Genomic DNA, 18,963 nt, shown 5'->3' with positions numbered 1-18,963 from the left:
CCCCGATTTAATTTGTGCGCGCTCGTGGAACAATCGGGTTTATGAGTAATCGAACCCCGTATGTGGCGATTGAACCTATTATGGTGTATCCGCGTTACTCGCGGCCGAAGAATGGCCGGGTGGTGGCTGGCGTGGCGGCGGGTCTTGCCCAGCACTTGGGGGTGGACGTGAGTTGGGTGCGTGTTGGTTTCGCGGTCGCCGCTTTTGCTTCGGGTATGGGGGCGTGGGCGTATGCCCTGGTATGGATGTTCTCGAAGCAGAATGAGCGTAACGACGACATCCCCGGTAATGGGCGGCGGCCGAGTACCACCAACTGGGTGTTGGTAGCACTCGGTGTGTTTGGCGCGTTTATCACCCCGAGCTTGTTGAACGGGGTGAGCGGTGTGGTGCTGGTCGCCCTAGGCATTGTGGCTGTGGGCGCGGTATTGGCGTGGCAGTCATTTGATAGCGGGCATCGCTCGATCGGAAATATGATCGCCTTGATCGCGGGTGTGGTGCTGGTGTTCTTGGGGGTCCTGGCAATGGCGTTGCTTTGGGAGGACGGCGGTTTTGTTGGTGCTGTTGCCTCGGTGTCGATCACGCTGCTTGGAGTGGGCATATTGGTGGTTCCGTTAGTGATGCGCCTGACTAACTCCTTGGTGGAGGCCCGTGAGCAGGAGGCGGTGGCGAACCAGCGCACGGAGATTGCTTCGCGTTTGCATGATTCTGTGTTGCAGACCTTGGCCTTGATTCAGAAGCAGGCCGATAATCCTGACGAGGTTGCACGTCTTGCCCGTGGCCAGGAGCGTGAGTTGCGCGCCTGGCTGTTTGACGCTGAAGAGAAGCAGGCATCCACGGTGTTTGCTGCGCTGAATAAGGCGGCCGGTGAGGTGGAGGATCTCGTCGGCATGCGGATAGGTGTGGTTACCGTGGGCGAAGATGTGGATTTTACTACTGCTACGGAACCACTTGTGTTGGCTGCGCGTGAGGCGATGGTTAATGCGGGCAAGCATGCAGGTGTCGACGAGTTGAACGTGTATGCCGAAAATCTCGCCGGCGAGTTGAGTGTGTTTGTGCGCGACCGCGGGCCCGGTTTTGATCCCGATGAGATCCCTGCGGACCGCCACGGGGTGCGTGATTCGATCATCGGCAGGATGGAGCGTGCCGGTGGGCGATCGTCGATACGCTCGAGTGAGACCGGAACCGAAATTATGGTCAGCCTCCCGGTAATGTCATGATCATGGTGAAGGTGTTCTTGGTTGATGACCATTCTGTATTTCGTGCGGGCGTGCGTGCGGAACTTACGGGCAAGGTAGACATTGTTGGTGATGCCGGCACAGTCGCTGATGCAGTGCGCGGGATCGAGGAAACCAGCCCTGACGTTGTGCTTCTCGACGTTCACATGCCTGATGGCGGTGGGCGTGCCGTGATTAAGAACGCGCAGACCGACGCCAAGTTTTTAGCGCTGTCTGTTTCGGACGCGGCTGAGGATGTGATTGCCCTGATCCGCGCTGGTGCACGCGGGTATGTGACCAAAAATATTGATGGCGCAGAGCTTGCAGAAGCGGTTGCACGTGTGCATGGTGGTGATGCCTACTTTTCGCCGCGCCTGGCCGGGTTTGTGCTGGACGCTTTTGCCTCAGCGGGCACCGTTGAGGACCCGGAGGGTGAGCCGGAGAAGATTGAGGACCCGGTTGTTGATGCGTTGACGCGCCGAGAGTTGGAGGTGCTGCGCCTGCTTGCGCGTGGCTATACCTACAAAGAGATCGGAGAAGAGCTGTTCATCTCCATTAAGACGGTGGAAACTCACGCCTCGAATATTTTGCGCAAGACACAAATGTCCAACCGCCATCAGCTCACGCGCTGGGCGGCGGACAGAGATCTTGATTAAGTACCTGCGCTAAGCAAACGCTAGCTTGCGGGTGCCATCCACATGCGGAAATAATATCCACGCCAGGCCTGCGCTCACGATACCGGTGATCACCACAGCGAACGCGGGCCACGGTGCGACAACGGGTGCGAGCATGAGTATTAGCCACCACAGCATTAGTGGCACGATTTGGCCGACCGTTGGGAAAGTATCGGCCTTCTTGTCGCGGGCATAAGCGCGCATCTCACCACGATACGGATGGGCAAAGGCCAGCACTACCGTGACGAGCACGCATGTGGCGGCAATCCCTACTTTCGTGGCGATTCCAACCCCACTGAGCATCACCGCCACCGACACGCCCACCAGGAGTGAGCCCACCGCGCGGACCACAAAGGGGGTGGGGATCGGTGTGACATGTGCTCGCATATCGCCGTAGGCCGTCATGGTGACCAACGCTACCAGCCGGTTCGTGGACTGATGAAGTGGACTGATGAAGTGGACTGATGAAAGGGCCATGAACACCCCGGAACCGCACTGGGGCAGGTTCGTGCCGAAAAGCGTCCACGGAAAAATAGAAAGTACGTTCGAAAAAATAGTTGCGCCCGTCGCCCTTGGAGGCCATACTATTACTCGTGAAGGGAACAAGTGTTCGGAAGCTAGAGGGGTTGGATCGCCATGAGACGATCGCCGCTTTGCGCTTACGCATGGCCGATATCGGTGGCGACGTTCCCGCACACGTTGTTGATGATAGCGATGTGGTGCCCGTCGGGGAGAATCTGCAGGCACTGTTGCCGCACGGGGGCCTGCCGCGCCGGGCTGTAACCCACTGCAGTGATACCGCCTCGCTGGTGGTGGAGCTGGTGGAGCAGGCCACCAGCCAGGGCCAGCACGTCGGCGTGGTGGGGTGGCCGGACCTTTCCTATGCCGGGGTGGCGCGGTGTGATCGTGTGATTGCTGTTCCGGATCCGGGTACAGATCCGCTCCACATTGCTTCCGTTTTGGTGGAGGGTCTGGATGTGGTGGTATACCGCACTGGTGTGGAGCTAAACCTGTCGCCGGTCCGTGCCCGGCCATTGTTGGGCAAGTTGCGCGCTGGGCAGGCAGCACTGGTGATGGTGGGGGCGAAAGTCCCCTCCCCGGCCCTGAGTATCTCCGCCGAGGTGACACAGTTTCGTGGGATTGGCAAGGGCAGTGGCCGGATTACCGGGTGGGATATGCGTGTGCGTACGGAGGCGAAGGGGTACCGTCCGGTCTCGGGCGTGGTCACGGTGGGAGCGCAGTCACGTCCGGGCGAGCACACACAACCGAGTTTGCGGGTGGTGAAGTAAGTGCGTGTAGCAGCACTGTGGTTTCCTGATTGGCCAGTACACGCCGCGCGCCTTGCCGGTGATGTTGATGGTGAACAGCTCTCCGAGCCGATCGCGATCGCAGCACGCCACCGCGTGGTGGTGTGCTCGGCCCAGGCCAGACACGGTGGGGTGCGCCGTGGCATGAAGGTGCGCGCTGCCCAGGCGGTCTGCCCGCAGTTGACGGTGTGCGAGGCGGACCCGGACAGGGATGGGCGGATGTTTTCCTCGCTGGCTGCAGGTTTTGATGATGTGGCCGCCTCGGTGGAGGTGCTGCGTCCCGGGTTGGTACTGGTGGATCTGGCGTCGGCAGCCAAGTTTCACGGCAGTGAGGATACAGTGTTGGAGATGCTCATCGACACTGCTGCGCGTAAGGGGATCGATGCACAGGCGGGTGCAGCCGATGAGATTGCCACCGCCGTGCTTGCTGCGCGCAGTGGGGTGATCGTCGATAAGTCCAGCGATTTTTTGGCTACTCAGCCTATCGGCGTGCTGGTGGCGGAGATTAGTTTTGGTATTGATTCGGATGTTGTGCGCTCCTTGTCGCAGCTGGGTGTGCAGACACTCGGTGATTTGGCGGCGCTGCCGTCTACGGCAGTGTCCACCAGGTTTGGGCAAGCAGGGGTTGTGTGTCACCGCATTGCACGTGGTGCTCCCGATCGTCGTGTTGCCCCCGAGTTGCCCACTACCGACTGGGCCGTGGGGATCACCCCCGAGGAGCCTATTGAGCGTGTCGACGCCGCTGCGTTCGCTGCCCGCCAGTTGGCCGCGGCACTGCATGAGAAACTGAAGAAGATGGGGCAGACATGCGTTCGCCTTAAGGTGGTCGCCGAGCTTGACGACGAGACCCGGCTTGAGCGGGTGTGGCGCACGAGGGAGGCGTTGACGGAATCTGCCACGGCAGACCGGGTGCGTTGGCAGCTTGACGGCTGGCTAACGGGTGGGGGTGCTGGTGCGATTGTGTCGCTGGTGTTGGAGCCGTTAGAACTTGCCGCCCCGGAGGCGGTGGGGCAGTTGTGGCGTGATGGTAGCTCGTCGGATGGTGTCCGGCGTGTGGCGGAGCGGGTGCAGTCCACCTTAGGGATTGAGGCGGTGCTTCAACCTGCCCTGGTGGGTGGCCGGGGTGTGGACGAGCGTGTGGCACTCGTGCCGTTTGGAGACCACGCCCCTGAGGTGATTGATGCTCCCTGGCCCGGTGCGATTCCGAAACCCCTGCCGGCCAGGCTAGGAGGTGGTGTAGCGCACCCTGCGTCGCGCATCGTGATGGTGGACGAGACGGGCCAGCGCATCCAGGTCACGGCAGAAGCTGTACTCAGTAGTCGCCCTTTCGCCCTGAAATGGGGTGATTCCTACTACGCGGTGACTGGGTGGGCAGGGCCGTGGCCTGTGGATGCGGGGTGGTGGGGGCCCTCCCCACAGCGGGTGGCTCGTCTGCAGGTCGTCGCCACGCGCGGAGGGAATCGGCACGACAGGAAGAATCGGCAGTACGCGTGGCTGCTGCAGTGGACCAATCAGCAGTGGCGTATCGAGGCGCTGTATAGCTAGGTATAGCTAGGTGTAGCTAGGTATAGCTAGGCCCGGATATCCACCACGAGGCGCATGGGGTCGGAGAGTACTTCCACCGAGAAGGGGGCTTGCTCGCGCAGCCCGATGACGAAATGGTGGCGGCTGCCGGTGATGCCAGCATCGTAAATTTCGGGGATGTTCGCGTCATCGTCGGACATGCTCAGTCCCGGGGCGCGCTCGCCTGGCTTCACCCCATCGATGTTGACCACGAGATAAGCTTGGCCCTTCACACTGAGTGGCTCACCACTGACGGGGTGTACTGCGTGGTCTGTGTAGTCGATAAACCAGCCGGGCTTGCCTGTGCCTTCGAAATCAAACACGACGCGCTCAAAGCTGTCGTGATGGCCGACGCGGATATCGGTTACCGTCAGTTCATTGGGGGCTTCGGGGCGTTGTGTCTTCGGGGCGCTATCAGCTGCGCCGAGCGGTGCAACCCCGCCCAATGGTGCGGTCGCGTCGGCAGATTTGGTGGTTGAACCCGGCTCTCCTGCACACGCGGTCAACAAAAGCGCGGTGGTTAGAACACCGCACAGGGCAAGAGTAGAGGGATAACGCATCACTACCACCGTATTACTCCGCGCGGGCGTTGTGAAATTAATCCGCCACATATGAAAAAAGGTAACCAAAACGTTGTAAACATAACGCCATGATTGGCAGTGCTTGAGTATCCGCCCTGTTCTTGGGTGAGGTTCATGGTGAGGTTCTTGTAGGGTGGGGCTATGACCCAGGCAACAACTATTCGATGTTCAGATGTCGCTGCTGAACCTCTGCCGGGCTCTGCAAAGCAGGCCACTATCTACGTCATCTTCGAATGGACACGAGCGTGGAGCCGAGACGTGCTCGACGGCGATACCTTTGGGCAAGAACTTACTGCCAAGCTTAAAGCCCACCTCGATGAGGCTGGCGCCACACTGCAGTTGATTCGGCAGCCCACGCGCGAAGGCCGCAACATTGATAACCACCACCTCTATGTTGTCTTCGCTGAACATGGGACTATTGAGGTGCTGCACGTCGATGGGCCTGAGGCCATTTTGGACTTGGATCTTAGCGCGCCTTTGCGCTGTGGGGGTGTGGAACGCACCCGCCCGTTGCTTCTGGTGTGCACTCACGCGAAGCGGGATGCGTGCTGTGCGATTAAGGGGCGCCCCCTAGTGACCGAGTTGGAGCAGCGTTTTCCTAGTGCGGACAATGGTGATGTCATTTGGGAGACGTCCCACACTAAGGGGCACCGGTTTGCTCCCTCGACGCTGCTGATGCCGTGGGGCTACAGTTTTGGGCGGATGAACGTCGAGGCTACAACTGCCATGGTGGAAGCGGCACGCAATGGTGAATACTTCATTCCGGGAAATCGTGGGCGGGGAACTCTTACTTCTACGTCGCAGGTCGCAGAGATCGCCGTGGCCGAAGAGCTTGCGCGCACCGGCAGGCACGTGAACTATGGGCAGTTGCACATTATCGACGAAGAGGTCGAGCCTGATGCTGGAACGGCTACGGTGACTGTGAACGACTCGCGGGCGGGGGTGGCCTACCGCGTGCTCCTGAATACTCGGACAGTTGACGGGGTTATTTCTTCATGTGGAAAAAATCCGCAGCCAGGTGAGGTCTGGGACGTGGTTTCTGTGCACGCTTTGGGGTGTGAGAACAATGAAGACCGACAATGAAGAACGACCTGGAGCAGGGGAGTTGGTGGTGTCGTGGACGGACCAGTTTTCCGTTTTCCAGCAGACGCCATTGACCTGCCCTGTGTAGATGTTGCCCTCGTCGTGGAATCGACCTACCCGTTTCTGACGGGCGGGGTTTCGGCGGTGGTGCATGACATCATCGCGCACAACCCTGATTTAACCTTCGGCATTATTCATATCTCCTGGGATTCTGCAACCATCGGCCAAGACATCTACGGCATGCCGAACAACGTGGCATGGGTGGATATCATCTACCTCTCCTTAAATGAATTCAAAGATGAGTTCTTGTCGTTGGTGTCGAAGGGTAAGACTGATGCAGAAGAAGCAACCTCTCGGATAGTTTCTGCAGTTCAAGCGCTCTGGGCGGACAATGATGGGCCTCTGTGGAGGCTCTATGATGATGCCATAAACCCACTGACGCGTTCGTGGCAGCTCTGGCCGGTACTGTCGAGCACATCCTTCATAGACCGGACTGCGCAATACTTGCCCAAAGGCGATGGCACAAGTCTTGGCCAATTGTTCTGGACCATGCGTGACTGTTTCACGTTGGCCTACGCGTTGACTGGCCGGGTGCAGCCACCGGCGCGTGTTTACCATTCGCACACTCAGGGCTATGCGGCTATTGTCGCTGCGTGCGGTGCCCGACAATACGATGTGAAGTTCCTGTTGACCGAGCACAACCTGCATATTCGCGACACTTTGAATTCGTTGTTTGGCAGGCGCCAGGATCTCATGGTTACCCGTACGAGTTGGTGCGATCTGCCCCGCACCACTGTGGAACGGGTCTGGCTGCTGTGGTGGACGTCGATAAGCCTGTGGGCGTACCAGGCGACGGACCATATGACGTACTACCTGTATCCGGGTGCGGTGCGCGAAGCGCAGGCGCTTGGGGCGGATGAGACGAAAACGGAAATCCTGCCGAACGGCGTGGAGTGGGAGAAGTTTGCCCCCGTGCGTCAAGCGCGGGAAGCTACAGTTTCGGGTCGTTCTGCTGGTTCTCACCAGCACTGGAACACGACGAGGAGTACACCGAAAAAGCCAGGGACCTGGTGGCTACACGTGGGCTTGAGTCCGTGGTGCGCTTCCGTGGTACGCAAAATATTCCACAGGAGCTGCACAAGTACGACGTTCTGCTGATGTCAAGCTTCAATGAGGGACAGCCCATCGTGGTGTTGGAGGCGATGTCTGCTGGCCTGCCAATCATTGGCACCGAGGTTGGCGGTATGGCGATGACTGTGAATCAGCCTGTGCAAGCCGGTGATAGATCCACTATCGGTGCGTGTGGTCGCCTCGTGGAACCAGGTGACGTTTCCGCACTTGCTGACGCGCTGACTGAGCTGATCGATTCTCCAGCCTTGTATTGCCTGTTCCACAACAATGGGTTTGAGCGTGTTCAGGCGGCGTTCCTGATGGAGACGGCCATGGGCCGCTATAACAGCGTGTATCGTGAGCTTGGGGCGGGGACCGTGCAGCCACAGGTGGAGAGGCGTCTTTGTATGCGCGACCGTCAGCAGGATCCGGTGGTGCCTGAGGTACTGCAGCGTCGTGGTGATCCGATCGAGGTGTATCCGGGGCGCAAGCGCAGCCTCTTGGGTGGGGGTTACTTTAAGAGTCGGCGTCCCGTGCATAAACGTGAATAGATTGTGCTGACCATTGCGAACAGTTAGTGTTTATTATTATGAAGCAACAAGTAGCGCCGGTGGGCGTCTGGGCGTCTTTTAAGTACGCTTTTTCTTCGGGGCCCCGCGCCACGCGTGAGATCATTGCTGGTCTGACGGTTGCGTTGGCGTTGATCCCGGAGGCGATTAGTTTCTCGGTACTCGCAGGTGTGGCCCCCGCGGTTGGCCTGTATTCTTCGGCTGTGATGGCCATTGTCATCGCATTTACTGGCGGTCGCCCAGCCATGATTACGGCGGCGACGGGTGCGATCGCACTGGTGATTGGCCCGGTCTCTCGCGAGTATGGCATGGAGTATCTCCTGGCCACAGTAATTTTGGGTGGTGTCATCCAAATTGTGTTGTCGTTGATGGGTGTGGCAAAGCTGATGCGCTTTATCCCGCGCAGTGTGATGACAGGCTTTGTCAACGCTTTGGGGATCACGATCTTTCTGGCACAGGTGCCGCACCTGATTGATGTTCCGTGGATGGTGTATGTGGTCGCTGGCGTTGGCTTGGCGATCATGATTTTCCTGCCAAAGCTCACCTCCGCAATTCCTGCACCGCTGGTGACGGTGGTGTTTTTGACGTTTGTGGTGTGGGCAATGGGAACAGAAGTACCAGATGTCTCCGACCAGGGTGAACTGCCGGACTCTCTGCCGGGCTGGATCATTCCTGATGTGCCGTACACCTGGGAAACACTGCGGATTATCTTTCCTTACGCGTTTTCCATGGCTGTTGTGGGCTTGATGGAGTCGTTGATGACAGCGAAGCTTGTCGACGACATCACTGACACCCACTCTGATAAGACCACTGAGGCACGTGGCCAGGGTATTGCTAATGTGCTGTCTGGCTTCTTCGGTGGCATGGGTGGCTGTGCGATGATCGGCCAGACCATGATTAACGTGAAAGAATCGCATGCGCGCACTCGTCTGTCCAGCTTGTCAGCGGGTGTGTTCCTGTTGGTGCTCATCGTCGGGCTTGGAGACTTGGTAGGGCTGATCCCGATGGGTGCGTTGGTAGCCATCATGGTGATGGTGTCTGTAGGCACGATTGATTGGCACTCGGTGAAGCCGTCGACGTTGCGGATGATGCCGAAGGAAGAAAACATTGTCATGTTCACCACGGTGATCGGTACCTTGCTGACAGAAAACCTGGCCATTGGCGTGGGTGCGGGCGTGATCGCTGCGATGGTGGCGTTTGCTACCCGCGTGGCGCACCTCGTGAGGATCGAGAAGGTGGATTCCGGCAAGTACAAGGTGCACGGCCAGCTGTTCTTCGCCTCGTCGAATGACATGGTGTACCAGTTTGATTACACCGATGAGGCGGACCGTGTGATCGTCGATATGCACGACGCGGACGTGTGGGATGCTTCCACCATCGCTGCGCTCGACGCTGTGCGGGAGAAATATGCCGAGCGCAACAAAACCGTCGAGTTTGTTGGCCTGAAAGGCAAAACAGCCAAGTGGGTGAACAACCTTTCGGGCAAGCTGGACGGCTAAACCTTGGCTTAGCGTCGCATCGCCTTCTTGGAGAGCCAATTGCCTAGGAACTGGGCCAGCTGCACGATGATCACGATCACGATCACCGCAGCAAAGGTGACTTGTGGTTCGAAGGAGCGGTAACCGTACACAATGGCGAAGTCGCCGATGCCGCCGCCGCCGATGTAGCCGGCCATCGCAGACATGTCGATTACGGCGATGAAGATGAAGGTGTAGCCCAAAATCAAAGGCCCTAGGGCTTCGCGCAGGATGACCGAGGTGATGATTTTCCAGGGGCCTGCACCCATGGAGCGCGCTGCTTCGATCACACCGGGGTCGATGGCCACCAGGTTTTGTTCGACTATGCGGGCCACGGTGAAGGTGGCGGCGAAACACATCACGAAGGTGGCGGCGTTAGTGCCAATGGAGGTGCCCACCACGTTCACGGTGATGGGGTAGAGCATGGCGATCATGATGATGAAGGGGATGGGCCGGAAGAAGTTCACCAGCACGTTGATGGTCCAGTAGATCACCTTGTTGCGCAGGATGCCCGACGGTCGGGTGGTGTACAGCAGCAGGCCGAGCAGCAGGCCGAAAAAGCCGCCGATGATCATGGTGATAATCACCATGTAGAGGGTTTCACCGATCGCGTCGATAAATGTGGGGCCCAACCGGTCCCAGTCGGCTTGGGCAAGGATCATTTCGTTCATCGCACAATCTCCTGGATGTCGGTGCTTTTCTGCAGGGTGGTGTAGAAGTTTTCTACTGCGGCGTTTGGGCCGCCAACACGCACCGTCATTTTGCCGAAGGAGTGTTCCTGCAGGGTGGTCACGCCGCCATGCACGATCGAGATCGACCCACCGTTGGCTTTGAGCGCGGAGGCGGCGTCGAAGAAGCCTGAATCCTCTGTCAGGTCGATGGTGAACAGGCGGCCACCGTCAGCCTGCAGGCTTGCGGTTTCTACTTGGTCGGGCGTGTTGCGTAACGACGAGGCGACAAACCGTTGCGCCACACGTGTTTGTGGGGCTGAGAATACCTCGTAGACGCTGCCGTATTCGACCACGCGGCCGTTTTCCATGACCGCAACCTTGTCGGCGATCGAGCGGATCACGTCCATCTCGTGGGTGATCACCACGATGGTGATGCCGAGTTCCTGGTTGACCTTGCGCAGCAGTGCGAGTACTTCTTGGGTGGTTTCAGGGTCCAAGGCGGAGGTGGCTTCGTCGGCAAGCAACAAAGTGGGGTTTGTGGCTAGCGCACGCGCGATGCCCACGCGCTGCTTTTGCCCACCGGAAAGCTGCTCGGGGTAGTTCTTGCCGCGATCGGCAAGCCCGACGAAGTCGAGCAGTTCGGACACGCGCTGTTTGCGCTCGGCTTTACGCTTGCCCGCACGTTTGAGCAGGTATTTAATATTGCCGGCCGCGGAGCGTGAGTTGAACAGGTTGAACTGTTGAAAGATCATGCCGATGTTACGGCGGAGGGTGCGTAGCTTGGGCTCGGCTTTACCCTTGCCCGCAAGTTTGAGCGGGTATTCAATATTGCCGGCCGCGGAGCGTGAGTTGAACAGGTTGAACTGTTGGAAGATCATGCCGATGTTACGGCGGAGGGTGCGTAGCTCGCGCTCGGACATGCTGACGACGTCTACTCCGTCGAGCAGTAACTCGCCGGAGGTGGGCGTGTCTAGCCCGTTGATCATGCGGACCAGGGTGGATTTACCGGCACCGGAGTAGCCGATTACGCCCAAGATTCGCCGGGCTCAACGGTGAGTGTTACCCCGTCGAGAGCTCGCACTCCTCCGTCGAAGACTTTGGTGATGTTACGGAATTCAATCCGCGTGCCGGTAGAAGCCACTACTTGTAGTCCTCCTCAAGGCGGGCCAGCACGTCGTTGAGTTCGCCCTTGTCGCGGGAGACTTCAACTGCGGTGCCTTCGGAGTCCTCTGCAACTGCCTCCATGACCTCGGGGGAGTGCCACAGCTCGACCAGCTTGTTCAGGGTGGGGTCATCGACATCTTCTGCACGCGATGCAAATACGTTGATATAAGGCTCGGCCTCAGTGGAGTTCGGGTCATCCTCGAACACTGCGTCTTCTGGGGAGATTCCGGCGCGGCCCAGCCAGGAGTTATTGATAATGGCTGGCTTGCCTTCACCGTAGACGGTTGGAGTCTGCGCAGCATCAATTGGGGCGACGGTGACCTTGGACGCTTCAGTGTCAATGTCTGCAGGGGTGGGGTCGAGTAGGCCTTCTTCCTTTAGGGTGACCAGGCCTGCCTGGACCAGCACGTTGATGGCGCGGCCCTGGTTGGATGGGTCGTTGGGGATTGCTACTTCTTCACCTTCGATGCCATCAAGTGAGTTGTGGTCTTTCCAGAACAGGGCTAGCGGGTAGATCTCGGTGGAGCCGACAACCTTCAGGTCTTGCCCGGCACCTACGTTGTATTCGGCGAGGTACTTGATGTGCTGGAACTTGTTGACATCGATCTCGCCCTGGGCCAGTGCCTCGTTAACTGGCGAGTAGTCAGAGAATTGTTCGATTTTTAGTTCAATGCCTTCTTCTGCAGCGAGGTCGGCGAAGACGGACCACGCCTTTTGGTCCGAGTCGGTGGTGCCGATGCTGATGACGGTGTTCTCGCCCTCAGCCTGAGTGGACGATTCGTTGCCGCACGCGACTAGGCCGGTTGCCGAGATTGCGAGTGCGGTGGTTGCTGCAAGAATTCGGTTCAAACGCATGAGGGAGTCTTCCTTTGTAGTTGGTGAAAAAACTATTGGGGCATAACCTAGCACTTAGTGGACCGCTTAGTCTACTTGACCCCTCGAGTCACTCCACATCCCATTATGGCACATATGTTCGAATGGTGCTAGGGTTGGGCTTGTGAGATTTGATTGCGGAGCACCCTTATCCTGGTCGCGGCTCGAACGTATTTTGTCGGGGCGTCCCACACCTACGCCAATCTCGGTGGAGCATTGTGTGCGTGACGACGAGGCTCCTGCCGGGTATTCCACAGTTCCTTTCGCTGAGCTTCATGGGCAATCAAGCTACAATTTCTTGAGCGGCGCTAGTGAACCGGAGCAATGCGTCGATCGGGCGGTGGAACTGGGGCTTGAGGCTATTTCCCTGCTGGATAGAGACGGTTTCTACGGGGCGGTGAAGACTGCAGAAGCGGCTGCCAGCCGTGGCCTGGCTACGGTATTTGGCGCGGAGCTGACGCTGGGGGACCGTGTCTTGGCGGTGTTGGCGCGCGGGCCGGACGGGTACAAAAACCTTTCGCACCTGATGGCGGATGCGCACATGGTCACCCGCGAGAAAAATGAGGTGGCCTACCCTCCTTTGGAGTTGATTGCAAAGCAGCTTGAAGGGCAGTGCTATGTGCTGGCAGACCACCAGTGGGCAGGCGATATCGATCACATGGTCGATATATTTGGGGTAGACCGAGTGGTTTTGGAATATCAAGTGACCATGACTCCCGAGGACGCTGATAATCACGCCCGTCTAGACGAGTTTCCCCACTTGAAGGGAATTGTGAGTGCTGTGCCTGGTGCCGCCACGCGAAACGGGGCTCGGTTGGCAGCGGCGAAGCGGGCCTTGGCGCGTCGTGAAGCTCTCGAACAGGCCCAGGGTTTTGTCCACCCGATGGGCGCGGGTTGGATGCGTTCGGGTGAGCAGATGGCACGCCTCGCACCTGGCCGGGCCCGTGAGATCGCTACCACAGTGGAGTTGGCGCGCGAGTGTGCTTTCACGCTGAACGTGGTGGCACCGAACTTGCCGGATGCGGGAACGATCGAGGACCTTGCCCGCCTGACGTGGCAGCGTGCCACGGTGCGTTATGCCTCGCGCCCGGCTGATGTGCAGCAAAAGGCGTGGGCACAGATCCGCTACGAGTTGGGCGTGATTGAAAAGCTGGGCTTTCCCGGATATTTCCTGATCGTGAATGATCTGGTGGATTTTTGTCGCGAGTCGAATATTTTGTGCCAGGGGCGTGGCTCGGCAGCAAATTCGGCGGTGTGCTTCGCCCTGGGCATCACAAATGTGGAGCCGGTCAGCGCCGGCCTGCTTTTTGAGCGTTTCCTCTCGCCGGGCCGGGATGGCCCTCCCGATATTGATATTGATATCGAGTCCGGTCGCCGTGAGGAGGTCATCCAGTATGTCTACGATAAGTACGGCCGGGATAACGCAGCTCAGGTGGCTAATATAGTCACCTATCGGCGCAAAGGAGCGCTGCGTGATGCGGCACGCGCTTTAGGCTATTCGCAGGGCACGATTGATGGTTGGGCAAAGGGCTTCAGTGATCCGCCCGATAGGGTCGCCGCGCTTGCCGACGAGTTCCTCGGCCAGCCACGTCACTTGGGCATTCACTCTGGCGGCATGGTGATCTGTGATCGCCCCATCGCAGACGTGGTGCCTACTGAGTGGGCGCGCATGGCAGGCCGCTCAGTGATCCAGTGGGACAAGGATGATTCTGCGTCTGCGGGTTTGGTGAAGTTTGATTTGCTGGGTCTGGGAATGCTGGAAGCCCTGCACCACATGATCGACTTGGTGTACGAGACTACCGGTAAGCGGGTGCAGCTGTGGGAGCTGGACCTGGCCGATGCCAACGTCTACGACATGCTGTGCCGTGCCGATGCCGTGGGTGTGTTCCAGGTGGAATCGCGCGCACAACTGTCCACCCTGCCACGGTTGAAGCCACGCACATTCTTTGACCTTGTGGTGGAAGTGGCCTTGATCCGCCCTGGCCCGATCCAGGGTGGCTCCGTGCACCCCTACCTTCGCCGACGCGACGGTAAGGAGGAGATCACCTACGATCATCCTGTGTTAGAGAAATCGCTGGGTAAGACCCTTGGTGTACCCCTGTTCCAGGAACAGTTGATGCAGGTCGCCGTGGACGCTGCCGGTTTTTCTGGTGCGGAAGCAGACGCTTTACGACGAGCCATGGGCTCCAAACGCTCGCCTGCCAAAATGGAGGCTCTGCGCACCCGCTTCTTCGACGGGTGCTGGGAAACCAACCAGATCGACGATGCCACAGCGCTGAAGTTGTGGAATAAGATTGTTGCCTTTGCGGCCTATGGTTTCCCGGAGTCGCATTCGCAGTCGTTTGCCTCGCTCGTGTATTTCTCGGCGTGGTTCAAGTACTACCACCCGGCCGAGTTCTGCGTTGGTTTGCTGCGGGCCCAGCCGATGGGGTTCTACTCGCCCCAGTCACTTGTCCAGGACGCGCGGCGCCATGGTGTCCGGGTCCTGCCCGTTAGTGTGAACGACAGTGGGGAAGAAGCGAAAGTGCTCGACCCGCGCACCATCCGGGTGGGCCTGAATGCGATAAGTGGTTTGGGCAATGCTGCGAAGCGAGTGGAACAATGCCAGCCATACACGGGTATTCCAGATCTTTCGCGGCGGGCACAGCTGTCAGTTGCGCAGGTAGAGGCGCTGGCTAAGGCGGGTGCGCTTGATTGTTTCGGGGTGGATCGTCGGCAAGCGCTGTGGCAAGCCGGCGTGGCTGAAAAGGAAGGGATGCTGCCGAATACTTCCGCCATTGAAGCCCCGGCTTTACCGGGGATGACGGCGCTTGAGCTACTCGCGGCGGACATAGCGCACACCGGGATCACACCCGAGACTCAACCGGTGGCCTATGTGCGGGATTTGCTGACCAAGCGCGGGGCGCTTAGCGCGGTCCAGCTCCGCGAGGCCGAAGATGGCTCGCGTATTCGGGTGGGCGGAATTATTACGCACCGCCAGCGCCCGCAAACTGCGAGCGGGGTGACCTTCCTGGGCATGGAGGATGAGACCGGGCTGATTAATGTGATGGTCTCGCCAGGTTTGTGGAAGCGTCACCGCGTGCTTGCACGCACCGCGAAAGCCCTTGTGGTTCGCGGTACCGTGCAGAACGCTACCGGGGCTGTGACGGTTGTTGCTGATAAGTTGGAGCCTCTTGAGCTTGGCGCGATGCTCTCGCGCGGATCACGCGATTTCCGGTGATCACACACACAAAAATCAGCGCGTAAAACACTGCCAAGGTCGCCGATGTTGCCAGGTCGAACACGTACGCGGCGATAAAACCAACCACCCCGCCAGCAGCGGCAATAACCAGGGTCATCGCGATTAGATAGGGGATGCGCTTGCAGATCAATGAAGCACTTGCTGCAGGTGCCACAATCAGTGACAGCACCAAGAGTGCGCCTGCCGCATGGAAAGCCGCCACCACGGTGACTGCCACTAAAAACATGAAAGTGGCTGCCAACATGCGGGTGGGAATGCCCACTACCTTGGCAAAGTCAGGATCAAACGTGGCTGCGGTTAACTGTCGTAACGTCAGCGCCAAAAACAGGACGTTGATCAATAGCACCAGCGCCATGACGTAGAAATAGCGGGGCCCAAAGTCATAGCTGCCGATAATCAAGCGGTCAAAGGCCGCTAAGTTGAGGTCGCCAACCAGCACTGTGTGGGTATCTAGGTGCATATTTGAAAAGCGGGCAGAAACAATGATCACACCGACTGCAAATAGGGCTGGGAAAAGCAGACCCTGGGACGCATCGCGTGTGATCAACCCGGTGGAGTAGAGCCATTCCGCACCCCACACCACCACAAGTCCTGCCACGGCGGCTCCGACGATCAGCCAGGGCGAGTCGAGGTTACCAGTAATGGTAAACCCCACAATGATACCCGGGAAGGCCGCGTGCCCGATGGCATCGACGAGCATCGAGTGTTTGCGCAGCACAACGAACACACCAGGAACCGCGCATGCCAGGGCAGTGATAATGGTGAGCATCAACGTGGCCATAAAAATACTCATGAGCGTGCCTTCTTCCGTGGCGAGAACACGATGGCGAGCAGTAAAATTACGGCCAGAACCACGGCGATGACAGGGCCGGTGGGCAGTGGCCCGAAGCTGATGGATAAATAAGAGCCAGCCGCGCTGGCGCTTGCCCCGATCAGGGCGGCGAGCAGCACCATGGTTCTCACGGAGCGTGAGAATTGGCGTGCTGCTGCCGCTGGTGTGATCACAAACGCCACCATCAGGACTAGGCCGACAGCCTTTAAGCCGATGACAGTGGCGATGACCAACGTGGTGAACATGAGCGTATCGACGACGGAACGGGAAAAGCCTTGGAGCTGCGATTGTTCAGGATCGAAACTGGCTGCCGTGAATTCTTTCCAAAACAGCAGCATGATAGCCAGTGCGAGCGCGCCTACTACCAGGCTGACCGTGATGTCATTGCGGGTCAGCGTCGAAGCGTTGCCAAATAAATAGTCCTGGACGCCTGCTTTGCCGGGGATGGGGCGGCGATCAATGTACTGCATCAGCAGCATGCCGGCGCCGAAGAACCCTGTGAGCACCACGGCCATGGAGGTATCCAGGGCGATGATGGAGTTGCGTTCAATCCAGTTCACTGCTGCGGTTGCCAACACGCCCACTACCACGGCACCGATGATTAGGCCCCCCATGGTGCGGCCTTGCAAGCCAATGGCAGACATGAAGAGAAAGGCCAGCAGGGTGCCGGGGAGAGCCGAGTGCGAGATCACATCGGCGATGAGGGACTGTTTACGCAGATAGGCGAACACTCCCAACGCTCCTGCGACCAGTCCGATTGCTGTGGTGCCAACAAACACCATGGTGTAGGTGTAGTTAGTGAAAAACTCGGACAGGCTCACATAACCACCCCTGTGGTGCCGTAGGCACGCTGGATATTGTCCTGCGTGAACACGTCTGCCACTGGGCCGGAGGCGACGGTTGTGCCCGAGGAGATCAAGGTGACCCAGTCACATAGGTTTGGGACCGTACTAAGGTCATGGTGCACGACGACGATAGTTTTGCCCTGCTCCCGAAGTGTATGGAAAACCTCGACGATGGCCTGCTGGGAGACGTGGTCGATCCCTTGGAAAGGTTCGTCCATGAAAAGGAGATCAGGTTCACCAGCGAGAGTGCGGGCCAAGAAAACGCGTTGGCGTTGCCCGCCGGAAAGCTCACCGATCTGGCGGTTAGCCAAGTCAGTAATGTTTACTGCTTCCATGGCGCGGGTGGCCTGTTCGTGTTCTTTCTTTCCAGGACGCCGTAACCAGCCGAGCTGGCCGTAGGTGCCCATCAGTACGACATCGGCGACGGTGATAGGAAAGTTCCAGTCCACCGATGAATGCTGGGGCATATAACCGACGCGCCTGCGTACCTTCGATAAAGGTTGGCCGAAGAAAAGCGTGCGTCCGGAGGAGCCGTCGATAAGCGACAACATGGCTTTAATGGTGGTGGATTTACCTGACCCGTTAGGGCCCACGATGCCCATCACGATGCCCTCGGGGATGTCGATATCAACATCATCGAGGGCTGTGACCTGGTTATATCGTACCGTTAGCCCGCGTGCTTCGACGATCACGGGAACGGTCACAGAGCTTCCGCCACGGCGGTTGCGTTGTGCTCGAGCACGCCCAGGTAGGTGTCCACGGGGGCTTCAGTGCCCAGCGAGTCTGCATAGAGCTCCTCAGAGGAAATTTCAACATTCCAGCCGCGGGACTCAACTGCTTCCTGCAGGGAAGTGATCGCCTGCGGGTTAGCCTGGTTGTCCTGGAAAATGACAGGAACCTTGTTGTCGGCGATGTAGTCAGCCAGTTCAGACAGCTCGGTTGCGGACAGGGCTGCCTCGGTGGAGACGAAGTCGGTCGCGCGGACCTCAAGGTCATAGGTCTCACCGAAGTAGTTGAAGGCATCATGGCCGGTGATCAAGATGCGTGGCTCATCGACCTCGTTAGCCATCAGGTCGGAGAGCTCTTCGTGCTTCGCCTGGATTTCGTCGTTGTAGGCCTTCGCGTTATCTTTATAGGTCTGCGCGTTGTCAGGGTCAATCTCACCGAGCTTGTCGCCGATGGCAGTGACTACTTGCTGCCATGCTTCGGGGCTGTTCCACACGTGGGGGTCTTTGAGTTCGTTGCCCTCGTCGTCAGTTTCGGGCCAGTCCAGCAGCAGGGATTCGTCGACTTCCTCGCCGACTGCCAGCTGCTTATCGCCAAAGGATTCCAGCTGGTCGATCATTTGCGCTTCAAGGTGCAGGCCGTTCCAGAGGACAGCGTCGGCGTTATTCATTGCCTCGGTGTCCTTGGTGGACGGCTGGTAGGTGTGTGGGTCACCACCAGGGCCGACCATGGTGATGATTTCGGCATCAGGGGCAATGTTTTCCACTGCGTCTGCGATGTAGCCGGTGGTGGCGTACACGGTGAGTTCGCCGTCGGTATTTTCGCTAGCGTTGTTTGTTTCTTCTGTGGAGCATGAGGCTACACCTAGGCCCAAGGCGATGGCCAGGCCCGCTGCAAGAATTCGCATGATAGCACTTTCGAGTTTGAAGTTTTTGGACAATAAGTTCACTTGAGTGAACAAGGTTTAACCTAACGTATGAACCGGCTGGTTGT

At 58.5% G+C, this 18,963-nt stretch carries 18 protein-coding genes; 9 read left to right on the top strand and 9 right to left on the bottom strand.

Annotated elements, in window-relative coordinates; translation table 11 throughout:
* Nucleotides 1–41: 41 nt before the first annotated feature.
* Together CKV99_RS09415 and CKV99_RS09410 are read left to right on the top strand one after the other, a co-directional pair.
* Nucleotides 42–1,217 carry an ATP-binding protein gene (locus tag CKV99_RS09415; protein WP_169872630.1) on the top strand — a complete coding sequence of 392 codons (1,176 nt, stop codon included), beginning with the start codon at nucleotides 42–44 and terminating at the stop codon, nucleotides 1,215–1,217.
* A gap of 2 nt (nucleotides 1,218–1,219) precedes the next feature.
* The gene (locus tag CKV99_RS09410) at nucleotides 1,220–1,870 is read left to right on the top strand and encodes a LuxR C-terminal-related transcriptional regulator (RefSeq protein WP_092256780.1); all 651 of its coding nucleotides are present in this window, start codon (nucleotides 1,220–1,222) and stop codon (nucleotides 1,868–1,870) included.
* A gap of 9 nt (nucleotides 1,871–1,879) precedes the next feature.
* Here the strand turns inward: CKV99_RS09410 and CKV99_RS09405 are convergent, their stop codons facing one another.
* Nucleotides 1,880–2,365: a hypothetical protein gene (locus CKV99_RS09405; RefSeq protein WP_231910005.1), complete on the bottom strand. Its 486-nt coding sequence runs from the start codon at nucleotides 2,363–2,365 to the stop codon at nucleotides 1,880–1,882.
* Between the two features lie 116 nt (nucleotides 2,366–2,481).
* On the opposite strand from CKV99_RS09405, the gene CKV99_RS09400 reads away from it, so the two are divergent.
* Together CKV99_RS09400 and CKV99_RS09395 are read left to right on the top strand one after the other, a co-directional pair.
* Nucleotides 2,482–3,177 carry a hypothetical protein gene (locus CKV99_RS09400; protein WP_231910004.1) on the top strand — a complete coding sequence of 232 codons (696 nt, stop codon included), beginning with the start codon at nucleotides 2,482–2,484 and terminating at the stop codon, nucleotides 3,175–3,177.
* A complete protein-coding gene (locus CKV99_RS09395; protein WP_092256209.1) occupies nucleotides 3,178–4,740 on the top strand; it encodes a Y-family DNA polymerase in 1,563 nt (520 codons plus the stop codon). It begins immediately after the preceding gene.
* A 26-nt stretch (nucleotides 4,741–4,766) separates the two neighbouring features.
* Here CKV99_RS09395 and CKV99_RS09390 read toward each other — a convergent pair whose 3' ends face one another.
* Nucleotides 4,767–5,318: an AMIN-like domain-containing (lipo)protein gene (locus tag CKV99_RS09390; RefSeq protein WP_092256205.1), complete on the bottom strand. Its 552-nt coding sequence runs from the start codon at nucleotides 5,316–5,318 to the stop codon at nucleotides 4,767–4,769.
* A gap of 162 nt (nucleotides 5,319–5,480) precedes the next feature.
* On the opposite strand from CKV99_RS09390, the gene CKV99_RS09385 reads away from it, so the two are divergent.
* From CKV99_RS09385 to CKV99_RS09370, 4 genes are read left to right on the top strand one after another with little or no spacing between them, the layout of a single operon-like run.
* A complete protein-coding gene (locus CKV99_RS09385; protein WP_092256202.1) occupies nucleotides 5,481–6,422 on the top strand; it encodes a sucrase ferredoxin in 942 nt (313 codons plus the stop codon).
* A 33-nt stretch (nucleotides 6,423–6,455) separates the two neighbouring features.
* The gene (gene pelF, locus CKV99_RS09380; protein WP_092256200.1) at nucleotides 6,456–7,580 is read left to right on the top strand and encodes a GT4 family glycosyltransferase PelF; all 1,125 of its coding nucleotides are present in this window, start codon (nucleotides 6,456–6,458) and stop codon (nucleotides 7,578–7,580) included.
* Nucleotides 7,493–8,083, top strand: a complete 591-nt coding sequence (locus CKV99_RS09375) for a glycosyltransferase (RefSeq protein ID WP_157728423.1) — start codon at nucleotides 7,493–7,495, stop codon at nucleotides 8,081–8,083. Before pelF ends, CKV99_RS09375 begins: the two co-directional genes overlap by 88 nt.
* A gap of 38 nt (nucleotides 8,084–8,121) precedes the next feature.
* Nucleotides 8,122–9,600 carry a SulP family inorganic anion transporter gene (locus tag CKV99_RS09370; RefSeq protein WP_092256193.1) on the top strand — a complete coding sequence of 493 codons (1,479 nt, stop codon included), beginning with the start codon at nucleotides 8,122–8,124 and terminating at the stop codon, nucleotides 9,598–9,600.
* An 8-nt stretch (nucleotides 9,601–9,608) separates the two neighbouring features.
* Here CKV99_RS09370 and CKV99_RS09365 read toward each other — a convergent pair whose 3' ends face one another.
* The 3 genes from CKV99_RS09365 to CKV99_RS09355 form a co-directional block, all read right to left on the bottom strand.
* Nucleotides 9,609–10,289 carry a methionine ABC transporter permease gene (locus CKV99_RS09365; RefSeq protein ID WP_092256189.1) on the bottom strand — a complete coding sequence of 227 codons (681 nt, stop codon included), beginning with the start codon at nucleotides 10,287–10,289 and terminating at the stop codon, nucleotides 9,609–9,611.
* Nucleotides 10,286–11,323, bottom strand: a complete 1,038-nt coding sequence (locus CKV99_RS09360) for a methionine ABC transporter ATP-binding protein (protein ID WP_092256186.1) — start codon at nucleotides 11,321–11,323, stop codon at nucleotides 10,286–10,288. The genes CKV99_RS09365 and CKV99_RS09360 overlap by 4 nt, the downstream gene beginning before the upstream one ends.
* A 106-nt stretch (nucleotides 11,324–11,429) precedes the next feature.
* Nucleotides 11,430–12,308: a MetQ/NlpA family ABC transporter substrate-binding protein gene (locus CKV99_RS09355; protein WP_092256183.1), complete on the bottom strand. Its 879-nt coding sequence runs from the start codon at nucleotides 12,306–12,308 to the stop codon at nucleotides 11,430–11,432.
* A 142-nt stretch (nucleotides 12,309–12,450) separates the two neighbouring features.
* Here CKV99_RS09355 and CKV99_RS09350 point away from each other — a divergent pair, with 142 nt between their 5' ends.
* Complete coding sequence (locus CKV99_RS09350; RefSeq protein ID WP_092256180.1) at nucleotides 12,451–15,546, top strand: error-prone DNA polymerase; 3,096 nt, start codon at nucleotides 12,451–12,453, stop codon at nucleotides 15,544–15,546.
* Here the strand turns inward: CKV99_RS09350 and CKV99_RS09345 are convergent.
* From CKV99_RS09345 to CKV99_RS09330, 4 genes are read right to left on the bottom strand one after another with little or no spacing between them, the layout of a single operon-like run.
* Nucleotides 15,458–16,360, bottom strand: a complete 903-nt coding sequence (locus CKV99_RS09345; RefSeq protein WP_092256177.1) for a metal ABC transporter permease — start codon at nucleotides 16,358–16,360, stop codon at nucleotides 15,458–15,460. The genes CKV99_RS09350 and CKV99_RS09345 overlap by 89 nt on opposite strands.
* The gene (locus CKV99_RS09340; RefSeq protein WP_177178084.1) at nucleotides 16,357–17,220 is read right to left on the bottom strand and encodes a metal ABC transporter permease; all 864 of its coding nucleotides are present in this window, start codon (nucleotides 17,218–17,220) and stop codon (nucleotides 16,357–16,359) included. The genes CKV99_RS09345 and CKV99_RS09340 overlap by 4 nt, the downstream gene beginning before the upstream one ends.
* Nucleotides 17,217–17,948 carry a metal ABC transporter ATP-binding protein gene (locus CKV99_RS09335; RefSeq protein ID WP_092256174.1) on the bottom strand — a complete coding sequence of 244 codons (732 nt, stop codon included), beginning with the start codon at nucleotides 17,946–17,948 and terminating at the stop codon, nucleotides 17,217–17,219. The genes CKV99_RS09340 and CKV99_RS09335 overlap by 4 nt, the downstream gene beginning before the upstream one ends.
* Complete coding sequence (locus CKV99_RS09330; protein ID WP_177178083.1) at nucleotides 17,945–18,877, bottom strand: metal ABC transporter substrate-binding protein; 933 nt, start codon at nucleotides 18,875–18,877, stop codon at nucleotides 17,945–17,947. The genes CKV99_RS09335 and CKV99_RS09330 overlap by 4 nt, the downstream gene beginning before the upstream one ends.
* Nucleotides 18,878–18,963: the final 86 nt, after the last annotated feature.

The sequence above is a fragment of the Corynebacterium cystitidis genome (assembly GCF_900187295.1).
GTDB classification, from domain to species: Bacteria; Actinomycetota; Actinomycetes; order Mycobacteriales; family Mycobacteriaceae; genus Corynebacterium; species Corynebacterium cystitidis.
The sequence above is the reverse complement of the archived record's forward strand: the minus strand, read 5'-3'. Positions and strand labels throughout refer to the sequence as shown.

Excerpts from the sequence above, each read along its gene's own strand:
- CKV99_RS09415 (WP_169872630.1), top strand. The coding sequence starts at position 42 with ATGAGTAATCGAACCCCGTATGTGGCGATTGAACCTATTATGGTGTAT.
- CKV99_RS09410 (WP_092256780.1), top strand. The coding sequence starts at position 1,220 with ATGGTGAAGGTGTTCTTGGTTGATGACCATTCTGTATTTCGTGCGGGC.
- CKV99_RS09405 (WP_231910005.1), bottom strand. The coding sequence starts at position 2,365 with ATGGCCCTTTCATCAGTCCACTTCATCAGTCCACTTCATCAGTCCACG.
- CKV99_RS09390 (WP_092256205.1), bottom strand. The coding sequence starts at position 5,318 with ATGCGTTATCCCTCTACTCTTGCCCTGTGCGGTGTTCTAACCACCGCG.
- CKV99_RS09385 (WP_092256202.1), top strand. The coding sequence starts at position 5,481 with ATGACCCAGGCAACAACTATTCGATGTTCAGATGTCGCTGCTGAACCT.
- CKV99_RS09370 (WP_092256193.1), top strand. The coding sequence starts at position 8,122 with ATGAAGCAACAAGTAGCGCCGGTGGGCGTCTGGGCGTCTTTTAAGTAC.
- CKV99_RS09365 (WP_092256189.1), bottom strand. The coding sequence starts at position 10,289 with ATGAACGAAATGATCCTTGCCCAAGCCGACTGGGACCGGTTGGGCCCC.
- CKV99_RS09355 (WP_092256183.1), bottom strand. The coding sequence starts at position 12,308 with ATGCGTTTGAACCGAATTCTTGCAGCAACCACCGCACTCGCAATCTCG.
- CKV99_RS09345 (WP_092256177.1), bottom strand. The coding sequence starts at position 16,360 with ATGAGTATTTTTATGGCCACGTTGATGCTCACCATTATCACTGCCCTG.
- CKV99_RS09330 (WP_177178083.1), bottom strand. The coding sequence starts at position 18,877 with ATGCGAATTCTTGCAGCGGGCCTGGCCATCGCCTTGGGCCTAGGTGTA.